Below are 17,362 nucleotides of genomic sequence, written 5' to 3'. Positions count from 1 at the left end.
GCCCCAATCAGGAGCGGCGGCCCGGCCGTTCGTCTTCGTTCACCACCGGTCTCGGACCGGCTGCGGGTCAGCGACGGCCCACGGACTCCGTCTCGTTCCAGAAGCTCGTGAGCGCGCTCGACGTGGTCTCGGGGGCCTCCACGTTGGGGGAGTGGCCCGCACCGGGGACCACCAGCCGCCGCGCGCCCAGGCGCTCGGCCATCCCGTCCTGCTCGGCCAGCGGCCAGGCGTCGTCGTTCTCGCCGTAGAGGACCAGGGCGGGCAGGTCCACCTCCGCCAGCTCGTCGATCCGGTCCCGGGCGCCCAGCAGGTCCTCGGCCATCCGGATGAGGGCCAGGGCACTCGTGTTCAGGAACCGCTCGCGCAGGAAGTCGACGACCTCGGGCTTGGGGGTGCGGGCGCGGGCCTCGGCGGCGAAGCGTTCGTCCCACAGCGTCCGCAGTCGTTCCGGGGTGGGGTCCATCGACAGCGCGGCGATGAGGTTGCGTGCTCGGTCCGCGCCGGGGCCGCTCAGGGCGCCGGGGCCGGAGCACATCAGGGTGAGGGAGGCCAGCGGAGTGAGTTCGGTCAGCGCCGCCTCCTGGGAGACCAGCCCGCCGAAGGAGTGCCCCACCAGGTGCACGGGGCCGCCGTCGCCGACCACGTCGAGCACCTCTCCGACCACCGCGCCCAGGGAGGACAGGCGGTAGTCGGGCAGCTCGACCCCGGGCGGCGGGATGAGGGTCTCGGGGCCCGGCGACTGGTACGTGCCGGGCAGGTCGATCGCGACCACCTCCCGCCCGGCCTGCGCCAGACTCTGGAGGAGGGCGATGAAGTCCTCCTTGCTGCCGGTGAAGCCGTGCACCAGGACAGCGGGGGTCAGAACGGTGCCGCCGGAGGTGGGCTGGGCCCGGAGTGCGGCCACCGGACCGTACGAAAGACGAAGGTCCGTGCGCCGCACACCCGGCGGCGGATCGAGGAACTCAGGTGTACTCACGTCGGGCCACCCTAGACGATGGGACTACCGGTCCGGGGGTACCCGACGCGGATTCGACCGTTCTCGGATCAGGTGATTCAGGTGTTCTCGGGGTCGCGGCGCACGGCGCCACGGGTGCGACGACGGCGGCGGACCCTGCGGGCACCGTCACCCTCGGCGGACTGCTCGGGACCGTTGGTCGGGGCGTCGGCCTTCACCGACGCCTTCTCCGCCGAACCCTCGGAGCGGCCGACGTTCTCACCGCTGCGGGTGCGTCGGCGGGAACGGTTCCGGTCGCGGTCACGGGAGCTCTTGCGTCCCCCCTGCTCAGCGCTTTCCTTGCGGTCGCCGCCCCGGCTCTTGCGGCCACCCCGGTCGCCGCCGCGCGGCTGCCCGGTGTCGCCGATGTCCTCGACCTCCTCGGCCTCCAGCCCGGCGTGCTCGCCGCGCTTCTCCATGGCGAGCTTGCCCTTGGTCCCCTTGGGGATGCGCAGCGCCTCGAAGAAGTGCGGAGAGGTGGAGTAGGTCTCCTCGGGCTCGTGGAAGTCCAGGTCGAGCGCGCCGTTGATCAGCTTCCAGCGCGGCATCTCCTGCCAGTCCACGAACGTGACGGCGGTGCCTGTGCGCCCCGCGCGACCGGTGCGGCCGATGCGGTGCGTGTAGGTCTTCTCGTCCTCGGGCGTCTCGTAGTTGACCACGTGGGTCACGTCGTCGACGTCCAGGCCCCGGGCGGCCACGTCAGTGGCGACCAGGATGTTGATCTTGCCGTTGCGGAAGGCTCGCAGGGCCCGCTCGCGCTGGCTCTGGCCGAGGTCGCCGTGCACGGCCGCGGCGGCGAAGCCACGGTCCTTGAGCTCTCCGGCGACCCTGTCGCAGGCCCGCTTGGTCTGGCAGAAGACCATGCTCTGGCCGTGCTGCTCGGACTGCAGGAGCCGGGCCAGCATCTCGGGCTTGTCCATCTGGTGGGTGCGGAACGCGTGCTGGGCGATCCGCTTGGTGATGGCCGAGCCGTCGATCTCGTTGTCGTCACCGGCCCGCACGTGGGTGGGTTGGCGCAGGTAGTTCCGGGAGAGCGTGACGATCTCGCTCGGCATGGTGGCCGAGAAGAGCATCACCTGGCGCTCGGTCGGGATCTTCTTGAGGATGCGCTCGATGTCCGGGAGGAAACCGAGGTCGAGCATCTTGTCGGCCTCGTCCAGGACCACCGCCGCGACCTCGTCCAGCCGCAGGTGCTTCTGGTTCTCCAGGTCGAGGAGCCGGCCCGGGGTGCCGACGACCACGTCGACGCCCTCCTTGAGCCCGTTGATCTGCGGCTCGTAGGAACGGCCGCCGTAGACGGTCAGGATGCGGCCGCCGCTGCGCTTGCTGGCGGTCGTGAGGTCGGCGGCCACCTGGATGGCCAGCTCACGGGTGGGGACGACGACCAGGGCGCGCGGCCGCTTGGACGTGCCCGGCTTTTCCTGCGCGCGCTGGAGGAGGGGAAGACCGAAGGCGAGGGTCTTGCCGGTTCCGGTGCGCGCCTGGCCGATGATGTCGCTGCTGTTCAGCGCGATCGGGAGGGCCAGTTCCTGGATGGGGAACGGGGAGATGATCCCCTCCGCCTCCAGGGCGTCGGCGAGTTCCGGGCTCACGCCCAGGTCGCGGAAGGTGGTCGCGGATGTCGTGGTTTCTGCTGTGCTGCTCAGGGCTCAAGCCTCCATCTAGGCGGGCCGCAGCGTTGTTCGTGGCCGCGGCGGGGTGCGGTCGCGGGCGGCTTGTGACCGCCGCGGAGGGCGCGGCTCACCGGTTCCCGCTTCGGCGAGGGAGCCTCGGTGGCGCTGCCGTCTGGACCCGCGCGGCCCGGGGGGTTCCCTGGTCACGATGTGTCGGTTCCATCCGCTGGATTGTCGTGTGCGGTGCGTAGCTGGGCGCGTGGGCCGTTGCTCCCTCACGCCGCACTGCTCGTGAGGACACGTTGTGGTGTCCGGTCGCACGTCGCTGGGCGCCCGCGTCCGCGGCGCCGGAAGATGCTCGCGGGAGGGCCCGCGTCGCTGGGGTGCGGGACGCGGCGCCGCGATCGTGCGCGCCGGTCATCACGCTGAGTCTAGCTGCTGGTTCGCCCGGTGCACATAGTTGCTCACTGTGCTGTGGACCCCGCTGTTCACCGGACTCCGACGGCCGGGACCGTACCCGCTCTCAGCGGGTGCAACCGTTCTCCGGAGGCGTTTAGTCCCCGAAAAGTCCCCGATTGGGTGCGGGGCAGGCCGAACGATACGCTGACGGGCATGACCCAAGGCTCCTCTGCCGCCCCCGGCGTGATCGATCTGCTCGGACTGCTCGCCTACGCCGAGCTCGGTTCCTTCTTCCGTCTGGCCGACGACGCCGGTCTGGCGCCCTCGCTGCGGACCAAGGGGCAGCTGGCGGGTCTGGCCGCCACCGAACAGAACCACTACCAGGCGCTTCACCAACGCCTGGGTGAGCTCGGGGTGGACCCCGAGGAGGCCATGGCCCCGTTCGTGAGTCCCCTGGACGCCTGGCACGAGCGCACCGAACCGCAGAGCTGGCTCGAGAGCCTGGTCAAGACCTACGTCGGCGACGGCATCGCGGGTGACTTCTACCGCAGGGTCGCCGAGCTCGCCGACGCCGACACCCGCGCACTCGTCGAGGACGTGCTCGCCGAGACCGAGCGAGCCGAGTTCGTCGCCGGGCAGGTGCGCGCCGCGCTCGCCGAGGACCCCAAGCTGGCCGGGCGCCTGTCCCTGTGGGCGCGTCGTCTGGTGGGGGAGGCGCTGAGCCAGGCGCAGGCCGTGGCGGTGGACCGGCCGCAGCTGGCCACGATGCTGGCGCGTGATCCCAAGGTGGCCGAGCGGAGTGAGAGGACGGGCGACTCCGGTCTGGGCGACCTCGCAGCCGTCAGCCGGATGTTCGCCTCGCTCACGGAGGGGCACGCGGCGCGACTCTCCGCGATGGGCCTGGCCGAATAGGCGCGCTCAACGCCCGACCAGTACTGGTTTCTGCCTTCTTGGGCGTTTGACCGGAACTTGGTTCCACTTGGTCAAGTGCGGGTAATTTCCAACACATTCGTTACGATCCATTGGTTCGGCGCACATAGAGTCGATGGAGTTTCCCGTCTCCTGACCACGCGAGTAGGTACTTCCATGCCCCGTGGGACCTCCGTGCGCCACCCGCTGGCCGGACTCACCCGTGACTTCCACAAGATCGGCCCCCTCGACGCGCCGGTGCCGCCCTGGATGAGCGCTGAGCTGGACCAGCACGCCGCACAGGTGTGCGAAGGCATCGTCTCCGGCGGCGCCGAACTCACCGCCAACACGCTCGGAACGTACCTGCACGGTTTTCTTGACGGCTGCCTCGAACGCGGCTGGGACTCCGAGGACTCCAGCTATGACTGGGAGACGCTCCGCATTCTCGCGATCTGCCGACTGGCGAAGGACCGTGGTTTCGTCCGCTAGGTTGGTGACGTCCGCAGGCGAGTGTGATCTGCGCCGCGATTCCGCTCGCGGCCATCGCCCTTCTGGTTCTCCGGCGCGATCCGCCACTTGGGCGTACGCTGAAAAGGCACCGGTGAACCTTGGCGGCCCGATCCGGATCGGCGTACCGCCGGAACCGGTGGCCTGCGGAATGCAACGTGGTATTCACGGTGTTCCAGGGGCGAGGCGGTACCCGGGCACCGTAACGGCGGAGCGGCCCGAAGAGCCGCGAGAAAGGAAAGCGAATGAGGAGCGGTCGGCATGGGGCGGCGCGCCCACCGGTCGGCGTCCTGATCCAGCAGGATCGCGTCGACTTCGCGCTTTTCGCACTGATCTTCGTTGTCGCGCTCGCGTCGATGGTGTTCACCGGACCCGGAAGCGTCGTCTTCTGGCTGGCGTTCCTGCCGTTGATCGCCACGGGCGTCCTGGCGTGGCGACGCATCGAGAACCTCTCCCGTCAGGAACTGCGGGACTCCGAGTTCCTGTGACGGGGCGCCGCACGGACGGCGCACACGACGAGGGCGAGGCCATTGGCCCCGCCCTCAACTGCGTCTTCGGGTCACCCGAACCCGGGTCACCCCGGGTCGGCTTCCTCGTGGCTACGAGGTGGGCTCACCGCCCCTCGGGCGCTGTCCCGGCAGGCTGGAGGCTTCCTCCCGCGCCCCCTGGCCCTCGGTGGGCCTGAAGCCCGGTCGGCCCATGGCCGCCTCGCGTCCGGCGTCGTAGCTGCTCTCACCGCCGCTCACGCGCGCGGTCTCGCGCTCGGCCGCTTCCAGCCAGTTCGTCCAGCGGGACTGCATCGGGCGGATGAGTCCGCCGCCGACGCCGACCACCAGGATGCCGCCGACCGTGGCGAGCACCGCGACCAGCACCGGAAGCGTGACGGTGGTGGCGACGCCCATCTGGTTCAGCGCCGCGATGACACCGAGCGCCAGGACGGCCACGGCCGCGATGTTGGCCAGGAACCGGCCGTAGGACAGCGCGCCCAGGGCACCGGTGATCAGGTCCCGGACGGCCTTGGCGATCATGCCCGCCACCACGACGATGATCAGCGCCACGATGCCGTGCGGAATCCAGGCGATGACGTCATTGAGCAGCGTGCTGATCGGGTTCGGCCCGAAGACGTTGAACGCGAGCGTCAGCACGAACAACAGACCGACGTAGTAGACGATCTTTCCGCCCAGCTCACTGGCGGTCCAGCGGCTGCGCTCGAAGTACTCGCCCACGCCCCCGCGGTGCAGTGCGCGGTCCAGTCCGACACTGTGCAGGCCCTTGGCGACGCCCTTCCCCACGAACCAGGCGATGATCCAGCCCAGTACCAGGATCACCAGGAAGCCCAACAGCAGCGGTACGAAGCCCGCCACGGTCTGCCAGGCGTCCATCAGGCCCTGACCGATGTCCATACGTCCTCACCCCCGAATCGCTGGTTCCGCTCGCGCGCCGGTGGCCGGTGCCGAACGGATACGGCGAAGAGAAGCGCGTTACTTCTCAGTTTCGCGATACCCGACGCACGTTAATCGAACCGTTCTGAATGCCGGTGTCGCGTTGATTGCCCGGTCTTGGTCGAGGAATGGCCATTCTGTGGTTCTTTTTCGCCCGGGGATTCGGGATAATGCCCGGTCGGTAATTGCTCGGGAAAAGCATGGAGAACTCGCGGGAACGCGACGGACCCCGGAACGCCGTGGTGTTCCGGGGTCCGTTCCGCGTGGGTTCGCGGGAGCGTCGCGGGCGGGGTCAGTCCCCGGACCCGGTCTCCGCTTCGTCCTCGTCGGCGGGCCGGGTCAGGTCCCAGCCGCTGATCCCGCGCCAGGCCAGCCTGGCCACCAGCTGTTCGGCGGCGTCCTTGGGGACCGCGCCGTGGTTGTTCAGCCAGTACCTGGCACTGGTCTCGGCCATGCCGACCAGCGCGATGCTCAGCAGGTGCGCCTCGTCGTCGGAGATGCTGGTGTCCTGGCGGATGACCTTGCCGATCAGTTCCGCGCAGCGCTGGAACGTGTGCTCGCTCTTCTCCCGGACGGCCGGGAGGTTGCGCAGGTCGGATTCGAAGACCAGCCGGAACGCCTCTCCGTCGCCCGCCACGAAGTCGAAGTAGGCCTGGAAACTGGCGGTGACGCGCTGACGGTTGTCGTCGGTGCTCTCCAGCGCCTCCCGCTGTTTCTCGACCAGGGCCTCGGAGTGTTCCTCCAGAAGGGCCAGGTAGAGCTCCAGCTTTCCGGGGAAGTGCTGGTACAGGACCGGCTTGCTGACTCCCGCGCGGTCCGCGATCTCGTCCATCGCCGCGGCGTGGTAGCCACGGGCGACGAAGACCTCCTGAGCCGCTGCCAGGAGTTGGCGGCGGCGGCGGACCCGGGGCAGCCGCGTGCCCCGGGCGCGGGCGTCTGATGGAGCTGTCACACCCACACCCTCCGAACTCGGCATGGCAGATGCACACCATTCACCGGACATCTGCGTGGCTTACGCTGTCGGACGCGGTCTCGGCTCTGTGACGCGGCCCGCAGCTTTTCCCCCATCCTACTCCGGCGTAGCTTCGGCGTGGGCAGTGCTCACGCACGGCCGCCCGTGGTCAGGCGGGGTGGGGCGGGACCACGTGCGGTCAGCGGCGTTCTTCCTCGTCCTGTCCGGCCTCCCGGACCTGTTCGATCACGTCCGCCTCGTCGGCCTGGTCGAAGCTCTCCCCAGCGGCCCGCTCGGTCCAGTCCTCGCGGCCCTCGTCAGCGTCGGCGTCGGCCCGGACGCGCTGTTCGGCCGCGTCCGCCTCGGGCACCGCCGCGGTCGGGTCCTCGTCCTCAGGGGCGCTGCGCCGCCGGTTCCCACTGTCGTCGGAAGTTGCCACAGGGTCCTCCCAGGATCGTCGCGGAGCGTACGAGCGACACTACCCGCGACGACTCTCGGGGCAAGGGGAGCCGCGCGGCCGGTGCTCCCTCACCGTGTGGAATGAACTCCCGGGCCGCGGTGGTTGAGGGAGGTCAGGAAGCGCCCGGGGGGCGACGAGGACCACGCCTCCCCGGGGTGGGAATGGAATACCCCACCCGTTAGGTTGGGTATGAGTGCAAGCAGCTTCGCGCACCCCCACGTTCCCGTGGGCCCCTCGGCACGGGTGGACGCGAAGCGACCCGAACAGTCATGAGGAGTCACCGTGTCGCTGCCGCCGCTGGTCGAACCAGCCGCCGAGCTGACCGTGGACGAGGTGCGCCGTTACTCGCGCCACCTGATCATCCCCGACGTGGGGATGGCCGGCCAGAAGCGCCTGAAGAACGCCAAGGTGCTGGTCGTCGGTGCGGGCGGTCTCGGCTCCCCGGCCCTGCTCTACCTGGCCGCCGCCGGTGTGGGCACGCTCGGCATCATCGACTTCGACGTCGTCGACGAGTCCAACCTCCAGCGTCAGGTCATCCACGGGCAGAGCGACGTCGGCCGCCCCAAGGCCGAGTCCGCCCGGGACAGCATCAAGGAGGTGAACCCCAACGTCGAGGTCATCCTGCACCAGGACCGCCTGGAGTCGGACAACGCGTTGGACATCCTCGCGGGCTACGACCTGATCCTGGACGGCACGGACAACTTCGCCACCCGGTACCTGGTCAACGACGCCGCCGTCATCCTGAACAAGCCCTACGTGTGGGGTTCGATCTACCGGTTCGATGGTCAGGTCAGCGTCTTCTGGAACGAGTACGGGCCGCAGTACCGCGACCTCTACCCGGAGCCGCCGCCGCCCGGCATGGTCCCCTCCTGCGCCGAGGGCGGCGTCCTGGGCGTGCTGTGCGCCTCCATCGGCTCGGTGATGGTCAACGAGGCGATCAAGCTGATCACCGGCATCGGTGACCCGCTGGTCGGCCGTCTGCTCATCTTCGACGCCCTGGAGATGACCTGGCGTGAGGTCAAGGTCCGCAAGGACCCGGACACCGAGCCGGTCACCGAGCTCATCGACTACGAGGCCTTCTGCGGGGCCGTGTCCGAGGAGGCCACCGAGGCCGCCGCGGACTCGACCATCACCGCTCCGGAGCTCAAGGAGCTGCTGGACAACAAGCCCGACGAGATCTTCCTCGTGGACGTGCGCGAGCAGAACGAGTACGAGATCGTCAGCATCCCGGGCGCCACGCTCATCCCCAAGGGTGAGTTCCTCAACGGCAAGGCGTTCGAGCAGCTGCCGCAGGACAAGCGCGTGGTCCTGCACTGCAAGTCCGGTGTGCGTTCGGCCGAGGCACTGGCCGCCGTGAAGGCCGCCGGGTTCTCCGACGCCGTGCACGTGGGCGGCGGCGTGCTGGCCTGGATCAACCAGGTGGACCCGAGCCTGCCCGAGTACTAGAGAGCGAGCCCGCGCGGCGGGCCCAAGCGCCTCCTTCGGACGGCGCCGGGTTTTCCCGGCGCCGTCCGTCGTGTGTCCGTGGGGGCAGCCGGACTTTTCCCTGGTCCGAACCCCTACCGAGAGGGATAAATGGGTACGAAGCATCCACGGGGTGCGGTACCGACCTCCGGTGCGGACCCCTGCCGCGAGGAGGTGGCGTGATGCGTGAGAAGGGACGCTGGGCGGACGTGGCCACGATCGTTCTCGGACTCGTCGTGGGTCTGAGCTGGGTCGGGCACGGGATGTACGGCTTCTCCGGGGCGATGTTCCTCCTGGTGGGCCTGGCGGTCATCGTCATGGCCACGATGTCCCTGACCCGCCCCGGCGCGCTGGTGACCGAGCTCGGAGTGACGGCGGCCGGAGTGCTGCTGTTCGTCCTGCCGTGGGCGCTGGACTACACCCACGTCCTGCCGGCCGCGATCACGGCGTGGGTCGGGGGCGTGATCATCGCCGCTCTGGGCGTGAACGGTCTGGTGCAGGCCCGTGCGGCGCGCAGGCGCGACCCCGAGCTGGCCTGGGGCACCCACATGAACGTGGTGTCCGAGTAACCGACGCCGACGAGTGTCGGAGGGGGCGGATAGGCTCGGCGCATGGTCGAGCCCCACCCCCGAGAACCCGCCGAGGACGAGGAGTCCGAGCCCCTCGACGAGTACACCGAGGAGGTCCTCTCGGTGGTCGAGCGGATCCCGTCGGGCCGGGTCATGAGCTACGGGGACATCGCCGAGTACGTCGGCAGGGGCGGCCCCCGTCAGGTGGGTTCGGTGATGTCCCGCTGGGGCGGGGGAGTTCCGTGGTGGCGGGTGGTGCGCTCGGACGGGCGCCCCGCCGAGGGCCACCTCGTACGTGCCCGATCCCACTACGCGGCGGAGGCCACCCCGATGCGCCCGAGCGGCGACCGGGTGGACATGCGGGAAGCCCGATGGGACGGGGGAAGCGGCGCCTGACGGGGCTCTGGAGCGCCCACGCGGCGTCCGCGATGGTCGTCGACCTCTGGTGAACTGGAGGAGTGAACACATCCCCGTACCGTCTTGTGCGGCGCGCCCACCAGGTGCTGCCGCCTCCGGTGCTGGACGAGAACCAGCAGCGCGTCGTCGACCACCCGGGCGGCCCGCTCCTGGTCCTGGCCGGTCCCGGGACCGGCAAGACCACCACGATCGTCGAGGCCGTGGTGGACCGCATCGACAACCGTGGTGTCGACCCCTCCCGCATCCTGGTGCTCACCTTCAGCCGCAAGGCCGCCCAGGAGCTGCGTGAGCGCATCACCGGTCGTCTTCGGCGCACCACCCGCGAACCCCTCGCGCTCACCTTCCACAGCTACGCCTACGCCCTCATCCGCCGCGAGTTCCAGCGGATGGGCGACTCCCCGCCCCGACTGCTGTCCGGGCCCGAGCAGCTCATGGAGGTGCGCGAGCTGCTGAACTGGGAGTTCCAGGACGGCGCCGAGCAGTGGCCCGAGCGGCTGCGCCCGGCCCTGGAGACCCGTGGGTTCGCCGAGGAACTGCGCGACTTCCTCATGCGCGCCCAGGAGCGCGGTCTGGGCCCGGTCGACCTGGCCCGGGCGGCGGCCGAGCGCGACCGCGACGACTGGACCGCCGCCGCCGGGTTCCTCTCCCGGATGAACGGCCGGTTCGACATCGCGCCGGTGCCCACCCTCAACTACGCCGAGCTCGTGCGGGTCGCCGCGAACATGCTCTCCGACCCCGAGGTGCAGGAGCGCGAGCGCGCCGCCCACGAGGTGGTGTTCGTCGACGAGTACCAGGACACCGACCCGGCCCAGGAGGAGCTGCTGCGCGCCCTGGCCGGGGACGGCCGAGACCTCATCGCTGTGGGCGACCCGGACCAGTCCATCTACGCCTTCCGCGGCGCAGAGGTGGACAACATCCTCGACTTCCCGCGCCGTTTCCCCACCCTGCGGCGCACCGACGCCCCGGTCGTGGCGCTGCGCACCTGTCGTCGCAGCGGCGCGGCCCTGCTGGCGGCCTCGCGCGGTCTCACCCGCCGCCTGCCCGCCGTGGCCTCCGCGCGAGGCCGCGTGAACGCCCACCGCGACCTCATCCCCCCCGAGGGGGTCCCGGACGGCGAGGTGCACGTCCTCATGGCGGACAGCTCCACCCAGGAAGCCGCCGTCATCGCCGACACCCTGCGCCGCGCCCACCTGGTGGACGGTGTCCCGTGGTCGGACATGGCCGTCCTGGTGCGCTCCTCCAGCCGCCAGCTCCCGGTGCTGCGCCGGGCGCTCACGGCCGCTTCGGTGCCGGTGGTCGTGGGGTCCGACGATCTCCCGGTGGCCGCCGAACCCATCGTCCGTCCGCTGCTGGGCCTGATCCGCTACGGCCTGCGCCCACAGGAACTGGACGACGACGCCGCCCGCGAGCTGCTCATGAGCCCCTTCGGCGAGGCGGACTCGGTCCGGCTGCGCCGTCTGGTCCGCGCCCTGCGCCGCCTGGACCTCGACCGCGCCGCGAACGGAGCCGCCTCCGCCGGGGCCGCCAGGGACTCCTGGGCTGCTGAGGGCGTCGGTGCTGCTGAGGCCGCCGAGCCCGCCGAGGGCGCCGGGATCACTGATCCCACAGAGGCAGTAGGGGCTGCTGAGGGTGCCGAGGCCACTGGGGTCGCCGGGGCCCCTGAGTCCTCTGGGACCACCAGGGATACCGGTGCTGGTGAGGCCTCCGGGGCTGATGTCGGGGGTGGGGCGTCCGAGGCTGTCGCGAGTGACTCCGGGCGATACCGGCCGTCCTCCCAGCTGCTCGTGGACGCCCTTCGCGACCCCGGTGAACTCACGCTGGTGGACCCCGCCGTGGCTGCCCCGGCCCTGCGCGTGGCCAACGCGTTGCGCACCGTCCGGGACCTGGCGGCCAAGGGGGCCGATGCCGAGCAGGTCCTCTGGGAGCTGTGGCGGGACAGCGGCCTGGCCGACCGCCTCATGCGCGCCAGCCTGGCAGGGGGGCGCCGAGGCGCCGCCGCCGACCGCGACCTGGACGCCGTGGTCGCGCTGTTCGAGAGCGCGGCCCGCTACTGCGACCGCCTGCCCCCCGGCACCCCCGACGGGTTCCTTGAGGACCTGGCCGCCCAGGAGATCCCCGGCGACAGCCTCGCCGAGCGCGCGCCCGAGGGCGAGGCGGTGCGCATCCTCACCGCCCACCGCTCCAAGGGCCTGGAGTGGGGCCTGGTGATCGTGGCCGGGGTCCAGGAGGGCGAGTGGCCGGACCTGCGGCTACGCGGCTCCCTGCTCGGCGTGGAGGAGCTGCTGGATTCCGGCAGCCACTCCGCCGACTCCTTCGGCGCCGCCCTGGCCTCCAAGCTCCTGCACGAGGAACGCCGCCTGTTCTACGTGGCGCTCACCCGTGCCCGCCGCTCCCTCTACGTCACCTGCGTGGGCGGCGAGGACACCGACGAACGCCCCTCCCGCTTCCTCAACGAGATGGGCACGGGCGACCCGGAGCAGGTCAGCACCGGCCGCCGCTGGCTGTCCCTGCCCGCGCTCGTCGCCGACCTGCGCTCGGTGGTCACCGACCCCGAGGCCCCCGACCCCCTGCGCACGGCGGCCGCCGCCCATCTGGCCCGCCTGGCGGAGGAGGGTGTGCGGGGCGCGGACCCGGCCGAGTGGTACGCGCTCACCCCCTTCTCCGACGCCCGCCCGCTCTCCGACCCCGAGGACACCATCCGGGTGTCGCCCTCCCAGGTGGAGAGCTTCACCAACTGCCAGCTGCGCTGGTTGCTGGAGCGCGCGGCGGGGGCCTCCTCGGGCGACTCCGCCTCCGCTCTGGGCACGGTCGTGCACGCCGTCGCCGTGCTGGTCGCCGAGGGTGGCACCGCCGAGGAGGTCGGCGCCCGCATGGACGAGATCTGGGCCGACCTCGACTTCGGCGGACCCTGGCAGTCCGACAAACAGCGCGACCGCGCGGACGAGATGGTCCGCAAGTTCATCACCTGGGACGCCACCAACGACCGCGAGCTGGTCGTCACCGAGGAGGGCTTCAAGGTGGACGTGGGCGGGATCGAGATCACCGGCCGCGTGGACCGCCTCGAACGCGACTCTGAGGGCCGCGCCGTGGTCGTGGACATCAAGACCGGCGGCACCAAGGCCGACGACCTGGCCCGCCACCCCCAGCTCGGCGTCTACCAGATGGCCGTCCTCCGGGGCGCCTTCGCCAAGCTCGGCCTGGCCGAACCCGGCGGCGCCGCCCTCGTCCAGGTCGGCAAGGCGGCGCTCAGCAAGAAGGCGCGCGAACAGACCCAGCCCCCGCTCGGTGAGGACCCCGACCCCGAATGGGCGGGGACCCTCGTCCGCGAGGTCGCCACAGGCATGGGAGGGTCCCGCTTCGCCGCCACCCGCAACACCGGATGCAACGCGTGCGCCGTGCGCGCCTGCTGCCCGGTCCAGGACGAGGGCCGACATGTCTGAACCCATCCCCGGGGCACCCTCCGCCTCCGGTTCCCCCGATCCCCACAGACCCCGCTTCAGCCCGGCCGAGCTGGCCCGGCTCCTCAAGCGCCCCGAACCCACCGTCGAGCAGGCCCAGGTCATCTCGGCGCCGTTGGAGCCCGGGGTGGTGATCGCCGGTGCCGGATCGGGCAAGAGCGAGACCATGGCGGCCCGCGTCGTGTGGCTGGTCGCCAACGGCCACGTCCGCCCCGAGCAGGTCCTCGGGCTGACCTTCACCCGCAAGGCCACCGCCGAGCTGGCCGAGCGCGTGCGCAAGCGCCTGGAGCAGCTGCGCGCCACCGAGCAGTTCCCCGAGGAGCTGCTGGACGGCGAGCCCACCGTCTCCACCTACAACTCCTACGCCGGGCGCATCGTCGCCGACCACGCCCTGCGTGAGGCGGTCGAACCCACGTCCCGGCTGCTCAGCGAGGGTCAGGCCTGGCAGCTGGCCGCCCGGATCGTCGGCGAGTACGACGGCCCCATGGAGCACGTGAACGTCGGCGCGGACACCGTCACCCGCCGCGTCCTGGACCTGTCCGGGCAGATCTCCGACCACCTCACCACCACTGACCAGGTGCGCGGCGTCGGCCGCTGGATCCAGGCCGGGGTGGACGCCATGTCCCGCAAGACCACCCAGCCCACCCGGGACCTGGTGGACACCCAGCGCCGCCGCGAGCAGCTGCTCCCGCTGGTGGACCGCTACAACCACGCCAAGCACGCGCGGGAGGCCATGGACTTCGGCGACCAGATGGCCCTGGCCGCCCGCATCGCCCAGAACCACGCCGAGGTAGGGCTGATCGAGCGCGGCCGGTTCCGCGTGGTGCTCCTCGACGAGTACCAGGACACCAGTCACGCCCAGCTGGTGCTGCTGCGCGCGCTGTTCGGCGAGGGGCACGCGGTGACCGCCGTGGGTGACCCCTGCCAGTCCATCTACGGGTGGCGGGGGGCGATCGCCGCCAACCTCACCAGTTTCCCCACGGACTTCCCGGTCGCGCCCGGACGCCCCGCCCCGGTCCGGCGCCTCACCTTCAGCTTCCGCAACGGCGAACGGGTCCTGCGGGTGGCCAAGCGCATCTCCGAGCCGTTGCGCGCGGAGGCGGCCGACGTCCCGGTGCTGCACCCCAGTCAGGCCCGGCAGGGGCGCGGTCTCGCACGGGCGGGACTGTTCTCCACGGAGACCGAGGAGGCGGCCTGGATCGCGGACCACGTGCGCGACCTGCTCCGGGCAGACGCCGAGCGCCCGGGTGGCCAGGTGTTCGCCCCGGACGGGCTGGTGTGGCCCGAGAGCGAGACCGGCGGTGGCCCCGACGGCGGAATCAGCCCCGGTGACGTCGCCGTCCTGTGCCGCAAGCGCTCCCAGTTCCCGCCGCTGCGCGACGCCCTGGAGGCGCACGGCATCCCCGTGGAGGTCGTCGGCCTGGGCGGGCTCATGCTCGTGCCCGAGGTCCGCGACATCATCGCCACTCTGCGCGTGGTTCACGACGCCTCGGCCGGTAACGAGCTGGCCCGCCTGCTCACCGGTCCGCGCTGGCGGATGGGGCCCCGCGACCTCGCCGCCCTCGGCTCCCGCGCCACCGAGCTGGCCCGGCACACCCGCCGCGACCTCACCGGCCCCGCGGCGGAGGAGGGGGCGCACGAGGAGTCGGAGGACCTGCTGCGCCGCACCGTCCTGGACCTGACCGCCGAGAGCGGCAGCCTCGTGGACGCCGTCGACGACCCCGGGCCCGCCCAGAACTACTCGGTTACCGCCTACGAGCGTCTGGGTCGCCTCGCCGAGGAAATGCGCACCCTGCGCAAACTCGTGGGCCAGCCGCTCCCGGACCTGATCACCGAGATCGAGCGGATGCTCGGCCTGGACATCGAGGTGGGCGCTCGCACCAACCGCGACCCCCTCTCGGCCCGCGCCGACCTGGACGCCTTCGTGGACCACGCGGTCCGCTTCGTCGGTAACTCCGAGGACCCCACTCTGGGCAGCTTCCTCGGCTACCTCAACGCCGCCGAGGAGAACGAGAGCGCCCTCAGCCCGGGAGAGCGGGTGGGTGGCTCGGACAGCGTGAAGCTCATGACCATGCACGGAGCCAAGGGCCTGGAGTGGCCCGTGGTGATCGTGCCCGGGGTGAGTGCCGGAGCGCGCGCCCCGCTCTTCCCCGCCAAGGCCCGCGACTCCCATGCGTGGGTGAAGGCCGACCACCAGCTCCCGTACCCTCTGCGCGGCGACCGCTCCAGCCTGCCCACGCTGCGCGGGGTCGAGAAGGAGGACATCGCCGCCTTCAAGGAGGCCGAGGAGGCCCGCCACCTGATGGAGGAGCGGCGGCTGGCGTACGTGGCGGTCACCCGTGCCTCCTACGAGCTGGTGTGCACCGGCCACTGGTGGGGGCGGACCGGCAGCACCCCGCGCGGGCCCTCGGAGTTCCTGGAGGAGATCCGCGAGGCCTGCGAGCAGGGTGCCGGGGGAGTGGTGCGCTGGGACCCGCCGCCGGACCCCGAGGACACCAACCCGCACGACGAGGAGGAGTCGTCGGCGGTGTGGCCCCCCGAGGACGTGCCCTCCGCCTCGGGTTCGGCCGAGCCCGCACCGGTGCTGTTGCCGGTTCCGGCAGTGCCGGAAACCGTGCCGGACTTCGAGTTCGGACCGGAACCGGACTTCGAGTTCGAGCCGGAGTACGACCCCGAGTTCGACGACGTACCGGTGCCCGACTTCGACGCGGTCATCGAGTCCCCGCCCGAGCCCGGTCCCGCCCCGGACCTGGCACTTGACCTGGGGCCGGAGCCCGAGCCGAACCCGGAGGGCCAGCCACCCGCTGACTCCCGCCGCGCGCAGATCGTGGCTGGTGCGGAGCTGGTCGAGCAGGCGCGTGCGCGTATACGTGAGGGGAAGCCGGTCGGGCCGAGGAAGCCTCCCGAAGGGCTGCGGCGCAGGCTCCAGGGCTGGGAGCGCGACGCCGAGCTGCTGCTCGCCCACCGGGACAGGGCCGCTGCGGGGCCGGGGGACGGCCCCGTGCAGGTGGAGCTGCCCGACCACCTGTCGGTCTCCTCCATGGTCTGGTTGGCGCGCGACCCTTCGGCGCTGGCCCGACAGATCCGCCGTCCCCTGCCCAGGCCGCCCGCGCCGCACACGAGGCGGGGCACGGCCTTCCACGCGTGGTTGGAGCAGCGGTTCGGACACAACGCGACCCTGCTCGACGAATTGCCCGGGGCCGCAGACGAGACCGCCGGTGAGGACGAAGACCTTGCCGACCTCCAGCGCAGGTTCGAGGAGAGCGAGTGGGGTCCGCGCGTTCCGGTCGAGGTCGAGGTGCCGTTCGAGACGGTCATCGGCGACCGGCTGATCCGGGGTCGCATGGACGCGGTGTTCTATGACGCCGAGACCGGGCGGTACGACGTCGTGGACTGGAAGACCGGTCGTCCGCCAGGGAACAACGTGGAGCGCAGGGCGGTCGGGGTGCAGTTGGCCGCCTACCGTCTGGCCTGGGCCGACCTGGCCGGAGTGGAGCTGGAGGAGGTCCGGGCCGCGTTCCACTACGTGCGAGCGGGGGAGACCGTCCGGCCCGCCGACCTGCTGGACGCGGAGGGATTGGCAGCCTTGATCACCAACATCCCCGAACCCTCGTAGAGCGGGGAATCCCGCCACTCTTGAATGCGACCTCCAGAGTGAGCCCAGCGGATTCACGCAGGCCATGCCCGCGATCCCACGGGCAGTTATTGATCTTGGTCTGCTCGACAAATCCTCAGGGCACAACACCTCGTGGACTCACCTGCTCCAGGTGGTTCGTGGCGCCCCATTTCCCGCGCTGAACAATTGCCTGCCAACCATCAGGCGGAGCAGTGCGAGTTCGGGGAGCGCCCGGTGTGCGACGTGTTGCGTGTCGTGGCTGGTCGTTCGCCGGGATGGAAGAGCGTCAGCGAGGGAGGGTGTTTCCTCGCGCCGGTGCGCATCGTGTTGGGTGTCGCGGCGGGTCATTGGCCCGGACGGAACTGCGGCAGCGAGGGAGGGTGCGTCCCCGCGCCGGTGCGCAACGGGTTGCGTGTGGTGGCTGGTCATTGGCCTGGACGGAACTGCGGCAGCGAGGGAGAGCGCTGGGTCGGGGTTGGTGGTGGTCCTCGGGTTGGGAAGGTGCTGCCCGTCCCCGCCCTGGGCGGGGGTCTGGGCGGCGATGTTGGGTGTGGGCATGACG

The 17,362-nt window shown here is 71.2% G+C and carries 13 protein-coding genes; 8 read left to right on the top strand and 5 right to left on the bottom strand.

Annotation, left to right across the window (positions count from 1 at the left end):
* Nucleotides 1-67: 67 nt before the first annotated feature.
* Entirely contained in the window at nucleotides 68-976 is a 909-nt protein-coding gene (locus KBX21_RS25800) for an alpha/beta hydrolase (RefSeq protein ID WP_307869287.1), read from the bottom strand.
* A gap of 77 nt (nucleotides 977-1,053) precedes the next feature.
* The gene (locus KBX21_RS25795; protein ID WP_049569860.1) at nucleotides 1,054-2,586 is read right to left on the bottom strand and encodes a DEAD/DEAH box helicase; all 1,533 of its coding nucleotides are present in this window, start codon (nucleotides 2,584-2,586) and stop codon (nucleotides 1,054-1,056) included.
* 633 nt (nucleotides 2,587-3,219) lie between these two features.
* Between KBX21_RS25795 and KBX21_RS25790 the strand changes: the two genes are divergently transcribed.
* The 3 genes from KBX21_RS25790 (at nucleotide 3,220) to KBX21_RS25780 (ending at nucleotide 4,910) form a co-directional block, all read left to right on the top strand.
* A complete protein-coding gene (locus KBX21_RS25790; RefSeq protein WP_049569857.1) occupies nucleotides 3,220-3,918 on the top strand; it encodes a ferritin-like fold-containing protein in 699 nt (232 codons plus the stop codon).
* Nucleotides 3,919-4,092: 174 nt separating this feature from the next.
* Nucleotides 4,093-4,404 carry a DUF6401 family natural product biosynthesis protein gene (locus KBX21_RS25785; protein ID WP_017547201.1) on the top strand — a complete coding sequence of 104 codons (312 nt, stop codon included), beginning with the start codon at nucleotides 4,093-4,095 and terminating at the stop codon, nucleotides 4,402-4,404.
* 263 nt (nucleotides 4,405-4,667) lie between these two features.
* Complete coding sequence (locus KBX21_RS25780) at nucleotides 4,668-4,910, top strand: hypothetical protein (protein WP_017547200.1); 243 nt, start codon at nucleotides 4,668-4,670, stop codon at nucleotides 4,908-4,910.
* A 111-nt stretch (nucleotides 4,911-5,021) separates the two neighbouring features.
* On the opposite strand, the gene KBX21_RS25775 is transcribed toward KBX21_RS25780, so the two are convergent.
* The 3 genes from KBX21_RS25775 to KBX21_RS25765 all read right to left on the bottom strand — a co-directional run bounded on the left by KBX21_RS25775 (nucleotide 5,022) and on the right by KBX21_RS25765 (nucleotide 7,255).
* Nucleotides 5,022-5,825, bottom strand: coding sequence for a hypothetical protein (locus KBX21_RS25775; protein WP_049569854.1), 804 nt, complete (start codon nucleotides 5,823-5,825; stop codon nucleotides 5,022-5,024).
* A gap of 331 nt (nucleotides 5,826-6,156) precedes the next feature.
* Complete coding sequence (locus KBX21_RS25770; protein WP_082206348.1) at nucleotides 6,157-6,816, bottom strand: TetR/AcrR family transcriptional regulator; 660 nt, start codon at nucleotides 6,814-6,816, stop codon at nucleotides 6,157-6,159.
* 199 nt (nucleotides 6,817-7,015) lie between these two features.
* Nucleotides 7,016-7,255: a hypothetical protein gene (locus tag KBX21_RS25765; protein WP_049569848.1), complete on the bottom strand. Its 240-nt coding sequence runs from the start codon at nucleotides 7,253-7,255 to the stop codon at nucleotides 7,016-7,018.
* Between the two features lie 303 nt (nucleotides 7,256-7,558).
* Between KBX21_RS25765 and moeZ the strand changes: the two genes are divergently transcribed.
* From moeZ to KBX21_RS25740, 5 genes are all read left to right on the top strand, one after another.
* A complete protein-coding gene (gene moeZ / locus KBX21_RS25760) occupies nucleotides 7,559-8,722 on the top strand; it encodes an adenylyltransferase/sulfurtransferase MoeZ (RefSeq protein WP_017547196.1) in 1,164 nt (387 codons plus the stop codon).
* A 200-nt stretch (nucleotides 8,723-8,922) separates the two neighbouring features.
* On the top strand, nucleotides 8,923-9,309 hold the full coding sequence (locus KBX21_RS25755) for a hypothetical protein (RefSeq protein WP_049569843.1): 387 nt from the start codon (nucleotides 8,923-8,925) through the stop codon (nucleotides 9,307-9,309).
* A 42-nt stretch (nucleotides 9,310-9,351) separates the two neighbouring features.
* Nucleotides 9,352-9,705: an MGMT family protein gene (locus KBX21_RS25750; protein WP_049569840.1), complete on the top strand. Its 354-nt coding sequence runs from the start codon at nucleotides 9,352-9,354 to the stop codon at nucleotides 9,703-9,705.
* 86 nt (nucleotides 9,706-9,791) lie between these two features.
* Nucleotides 9,792-13,166, top strand: coding sequence for an ATP-dependent helicase (locus KBX21_RS25745; protein WP_374225745.1), 3,375 nt, complete (start codon nucleotides 9,792-9,794; stop codon nucleotides 13,164-13,166).
* Complete coding sequence (locus KBX21_RS25740; protein ID WP_210844221.1) at nucleotides 13,159-16,800, top strand: UvrD-helicase domain-containing protein; 3,642 nt, start codon at nucleotides 13,159-13,161, stop codon at nucleotides 16,798-16,800. Before KBX21_RS25745 ends, KBX21_RS25740 begins: the two co-directional genes overlap by 8 nt.
* The last annotated feature ends 562 nt before the right edge of the window (nucleotides 16,801-17,362 follow it).

It is taken from the genome of Nocardiopsis sp. B62, from assembly GCF_018070675.1.
Lineage (GTDB): Bacteria > Actinomycetota > Actinomycetes > Streptosporangiales > Streptosporangiaceae > Nocardiopsis > Nocardiopsis prasina.
Note: the sequence above shows the minus strand (reverse complement) of the source record. Positions and strands in the feature narration are given on the sequence as shown.

What these genes read in the sequence shown, in the direction of transcription:
- KBX21_RS25740 (WP_210844221.1), top strand. Translation starts at nt 13,159, where the DNA reads ATGTCTGAACCCATCCCCGGGGCACCCTCCGCCTCCGGTTCCCCCGAT.
- KBX21_RS25750 (WP_049569840.1), top strand. Translation starts at nt 9,352, where the DNA reads ATGGTCGAGCCCCACCCCCGAGAACCCGCCGAGGACGAGGAGTCCGAG.
- KBX21_RS25785 (WP_017547201.1), top strand. Translation starts at nt 4,093, where the DNA reads ATGCCCCGTGGGACCTCCGTGCGCCACCCGCTGGCCGGACTCACCCGT.
- KBX21_RS25755 (WP_049569843.1), top strand. Translation starts at nt 8,923, where the DNA reads ATGCGTGAGAAGGGACGCTGGGCGGACGTGGCCACGATCGTTCTCGGA.
- KBX21_RS25775 (WP_049569854.1), bottom strand. Translation starts at nt 5,825, where the DNA reads ATGGACATCGGTCAGGGCCTGATGGACGCCTGGCAGACCGTGGCGGGC.
- KBX21_RS25790 (WP_049569857.1), top strand. Translation starts at nt 3,220, where the DNA reads ATGACCCAAGGCTCCTCTGCCGCCCCCGGCGTGATCGATCTGCTCGGA.
- KBX21_RS25780 (WP_017547200.1), top strand. Translation starts at nt 4,668, where the DNA reads ATGAGGAGCGGTCGGCATGGGGCGGCGCGCCCACCGGTCGGCGTCCTG.